At 76.0% G+C, this 4173-nt stretch carries 4 protein-coding genes and 1 pseudogene; 1 reads left to right on the forward strand and 4 read right to left on the reverse strand.

Annotation, left to right across the window (positions count from 1 at the left end):
* Both ETD96_RS41930 and ETD96_RS41935 read right to left on the reverse strand, forming a co-directional pair.
* Positions 1-344: chaplin family protein (locus ETD96_RS41930; RefSeq protein ID WP_171069502.1), on the reverse strand; the 344-nt coding region annotated here is incomplete at its 3' end.
* Between the two features lie 257 nt (positions 345-601).
* The gene (locus ETD96_RS41935; RefSeq protein WP_138642041.1) at positions 602-1438 is read right to left on the reverse strand and encodes a hypothetical protein; all 837 of its coding nucleotides are present in this window, start codon (positions 1436-1438) and stop codon (positions 602-604) included.
* Between the two features lie 297 nt (positions 1439-1735).
* On the opposite strand from ETD96_RS41935, the gene ETD96_RS41940 reads away from it, so the two are divergent.
* Entirely contained in the window at positions 1736-1990 is a 255-nt protein-coding gene (locus tag ETD96_RS41940; protein WP_138642042.1) for a hypothetical protein, read from the forward strand.
* Positions 1991-2142: 152 nt separating this feature from the next.
* Here the strand turns inward: ETD96_RS41940 and ETD96_RS41945 are convergent, their stop codons facing one another.
* Together ETD96_RS41945 and ETD96_RS45515 are read right to left on the reverse strand one after the other, a co-directional pair.
* A complete protein-coding gene (locus ETD96_RS41945; protein WP_138642043.1) occupies positions 2143-3402 on the reverse strand; it encodes an FAD-dependent oxidoreductase in 1260 nt (419 codons plus the stop codon).
* 27 nt (positions 3403-3429) lie between these two features.
* Positions 3430-4173 (reverse strand): annotated as a pseudogene (locus ETD96_RS45515) (ATP-grasp domain-containing protein); the annotation flags it as partial.

The following is a 4173-nucleotide window of genomic DNA, read 5'->3' on the forward strand; positions in this document are numbered from 1 at the left end:
AGATGTGTATAAGAGTCAGAGACGCCGGCGCCGCCCTTGCACTGCGCCCGGCTCAGCCCGGCGATCGCGATCGAGTTGCCGCAGATGTCGAGCGGAAGGGTGATCGGGGCGAAGACCTGGTTCCCCCCGCCGATCGAGAGGATGCCCGAGGTCTGCATGTCACCGCCCCCGCCGTACCGGGCTCCGGCGGCGCGCTCCGCCGGGGCCTGCGACGCGGCGGCCGGGCCGCCGCCCGGCGTGGTCGTGCCGGCGATGGCCGCGCCGGAGCCGAAGGCGGCCCCGATCGCGACGGCGCCCGCGGCCACCAGGGCCGCGCGGCTCGTGTTCCTTGCGCGCATGCGCATGCTGTTGCTCCTGTCTGTTGCATCGGTGGTGATCGCTGCGCGGCCCGCGGGGGCGGCGCAGCCCGGCGGCGGCCGTGCGCGGCCGTCGCTCATCGAGGAAAGATCGGTGGAGACCGGCTCAGCGGCCGGTTCGGGCCCGCGGGCCGGGTCCGGGAGCGCTCGTCAGGGGAGCGTCGGTCCGGGACCGCCCGTGCGGAGGCGCCCGTGCGGAGGCGCCCGTGCGGAGGCGCCGGTGCGGAGGCGCCGGTGCGGGAGTGCTAGTCGGGGACGACGGACGGGCCGCCGGGCGCGGCCACGTCGGTCAGCGCCGTGCGGTGGAACGTGCTCGCGTCCACGGCCGGCGGTGCCGCGGGAGTGCGGCGGTTCGGCAGGTCGGCGACCGGGATGAGCGGGTGCCCGCTCGTCGAGCCGCCGCCCGAGGGGGCGTCGGGCGCGGGCGCCACGGGCGCGTGCGCGGGAGCCTCCTGGTCGGTGCGGCAGCCCATGCAGCCGTCCGCCGCCCGGTACGAGGACGCGCCCGGGGCGGCGGTGTACCCGGCCGTGCGGGGCGCCGCCTTGCGGGCCGCAGCGTGCGGGGAGGCGGTGCGCCCGTCCGGCTGCGCGACCGACCGCACCGGCTCGTCGGCGGCCGGCCGCGGGGCGGGCCGCCGGTCGGTGACCCGGTGCACGAACTCCTTGACGGGCCGCCGCTGCCGCATGTCCGGGACGCGGAGGCGCGGCACCCCGGCCTCGTCGGCGAGCTCGCGCACCTGCCGGACGACCTTGTCCTTGTCGTCGAACAGGTCGTGCCGCCGCGCCCCGACGTACCGCATCGGGTGGTCGCCGGCCTCGCGCACGTCCTCGGCCATCGCGCGCCAGCCGGGCCGGGACGTGACGTGCCGGACCGTGGCGTACCCCGCGTCGTCCGCCCGCACGGCGGCCTGCCGCGCCGGCGGCTCGGCCGCCTCGGCGGCGCCGGACAGCGCGGAGAGCGCGATCCAGCCGGCGAACGCGAGGCCGGCGATGGCGGCGAGGCGCAGGAGAGCGGGCAGCAGGGCATGCCGCGGCCGACCCTGCGGGCGAATCGCCCCGCACTGGATCGGTACGGAATGCATTGCCGGTTCCCCTTGTCGCCGGATCGAGGTTCGCCTGAAAGTAACACCGGAGCCGATGGCCGTGCGGAGCCGCCGCCATTTTCCACGGCGTGTCCCGGGATCATTTACCGAGCCATGAATTCGCCTTTTACCGGACCCGGCTTTCCGGCCGATCGACGCCCGCTTTGCCGGTTTTTGCCGGGCTCGCCTTTACCGCGGCTCTCCGCCCACCACGTCCGGGAGAAGCATGGCGCCCGGTATCGGGTGCGCTACAGTCGGTGAACGGTCGGTTACGAGATCGCTCCCCGAGGAGTTCCCATGTTCGACCCCTCGCCCACGATCGGCCGCCTCGGCCCGCTGCTGCGGCGCCGCCAGCCGCGCCGCCGGGCGCACCGCTTCGTCACCCGCGCCGACTTCGACCGCATCGCGCTCGCCGCCGTCCCCGCCGCTCAGAGCCCCGGCGCCCACCGCGTGCGTTCGCTCGCCTGGACGCTCTACTGGCGCTGCCAATGGGCGATCACCACCGCCAGAGCCGACCGCGCCCGCCGCCGCGCCCGCCCGGCGGGCCACTGACGGCACGGCCCGCGAACCGGGCGAAGAAAGGCACCACCACCGGTGGAAGATCCTCCACCCGGGCACGTCCCCGCGCTCCGAGGCCGGAGGCGTAGAAACGCCCGCCTCCAGGAGGGTGGTGGTGCTCCTGGAGGCGGGCGGGTCCTCGGGGGTCAGCGGTGGGACGTGTCCGATTCGAGGACGTCCGGCCGGCGGCCCGCGGGCGGGAGCACGCGCGGGGCCCGGCGGACGATGTGCCGCGAGATGCGGCCGGCGGTGAAGGCGGCGCCGTGCACGAAGCGCATGACCGGGCCGAACGTCGGGGCCGCGGCCAGGCCCGCGAAGTAGAGGCCCGGCAGGGACGCCTCGAAGTCGCGGCTGAGGACGGGGGCGCCGAAGCGGGTGGCGACGGCGCCGCGCAGCGCCGGGGCGAGCATGCCGAGGCGTCCGACGTCGGGGACGAACCCGGTGGCGGCGATGACGTGCTCGACCTCGGTGACCACCCGGCGGCCGGTGCGGTCGAGGGTGGTGAGCGCGATGCCGTCCTCCTGCTCCACCGCCTTCGCGAGGCGGTGGCCCGTCGAGACGCGGACCCGCTCGTCCAGCCGGTCGCGCAGCCACCAGGAGCCGGCCGGCGGGAGCGTCTCGCGGACGATCCGCCGCCGCGTCCCCTCCGGCAGGTAGCGGACGAGGCCGGGGCGCTCGGCCCACAGCCAGGTGCGGTAGCCGGTGCCGAGACCGGAGCGGGGCCCGCCGAACAGCCGGTCGCGCGGCGACCGGTGCTCCTCGGGGACGGTGTTCCAGTCGAGCCGGGGCCGCCGGGCGATGACGTGCGGGTGCGCGCCCGCGTCGGCGAGCAGCACCGCCGTCTCCAGGGCCGACTGCCCGGCGCCGAGGACGGCGACCTCCTTGCCCGCGAACAGGGCGAGGTCGCGGTGGGCGCTGCTGTGCGAGACGAGCCAGGACGGCATGCCCGCCAGCTCGTCCGGCAGGTGCGCGAACGGGCCGACGCCGACCGCGAGCACCACGGCCCGCGCCGCGATCGTCTCGCCGGTGGACAGCGTGACGGCGTAGCCGGCCGCCCCGCCCCGCTCGACGTTCACGACCTGCGCGTCCCGGTCGTCGGGGCGCTGCGGGACGGCCGCCGCGGCGAACCAGCGCCCGTACTCGATGAAGGTGTCCAGCGGGATCGGCTGGCCGAGCCGCCAGTCCGGATGGCGGTCGGTGAACCGCAGGCCCGGTTGCGGCGCCCCCAGATTGGACGCGAACGGCTCCGATTTCAGGAACATGCCCTCGGGCATGCCCGCCTCCCAGAACCGCATCGGCTCGCCGATGATCCGGACGTCCAGTCCGAGGTTCTGCAGGTGCGCGGCGGTCGACAGGCCGTAGGGCCCGGAGCCGGCGATCACGACGTCGCTGGCCGAGTCGCTCATGTCTCTTTCCCCCGTGTGTTCGTTGTGTTACCTGGCGCGGAACCGCTCGACCGCCCGCAGCGCGCCGCGCCTGCCCAGTGCGAGGAAGGGCGGCAGGTCGTCGCGGGCGTACCAGGCGAACTCGTCGGCCGCGCGCAGCGGGCGGAGGGTCCCGGCGCGCAGCAGCGCCCGTCCGGCGGACTGCTGGAGGTAGTGGTTCTCCACCAGCAGGGTGCGGCCGAACGCCGGGCGCGCGTCCGGGACGCGGCGGCCGGACTGGTCGAGATGCAGGACGCGGGCCAGGTCGAGCCCGTTGCGGTCGGTGAACAGGCGGAACTGCGCCCCGATCCGGGGGTTGAAGTCGAGCAGGTGGTAGCCGCCGCTGCCCGCGTCGAGGCGGAAGTCGAGGTCGACGAGGCCGCGGCAGCCGAGCAGCCGGACGATCCGCACGGCGAGCCGTTCGAGTTCGGCGTTGGCGACCCATTCGCCGGACACGGTGTGCCCGGCCTGCGGCGGGTGCGCGAGGTGCTTGAAGCCGGTGGCGCCGTACAGGCAGTCGAGGTTCTCGTCGAAGTAGCCGTGGAAGAACCAGTCGCCGCCGCTCGGCGGGACGCGGCGCTGGAGGATCAGCGGCCCGGCGCCCCCGTCGGGGTCGCGGTCCCGGGTGGCGGCGAACAGCCGGTGCAGCTCGCCGAGCGTGCCGACGAGGGTGGTGCTGCGCAGCCCCCGGCCGAGCCGCCACGGCCGCGCCCATTTGGCGATCAGCGGCAGGCCGAGCACGGCGGCGGCGTC

The sequence above is a fragment of the Actinomadura geliboluensis genome (assembly GCF_005889745.1).
GTDB lineage: Bacteria > Actinomycetota > Actinomycetes > Streptosporangiales > Streptosporangiaceae > Spirillospora > Spirillospora geliboluensis.

Coding starts and splice junctions, on each gene's coding strand:
- ETD96_RS41935 (WP_138642041.1), bottom strand. CDS start 1,438: ATGCATTCCGTACCGATCCAGTGCGGGGCGATTCGCCCGCAGGGTCGG.
- ETD96_RS41940 (WP_138642042.1), top strand. CDS start 1,736: ATGTTCGACCCCTCGCCCACGATCGGCCGCCTCGGCCCGCTGCTGCGG.
- ETD96_RS41945 (WP_138642043.1), bottom strand. CDS start 3,402: ATGAGCGACTCGGCCAGCGACGTCGTGATCGCCGGCTCCGGGCCCTAC.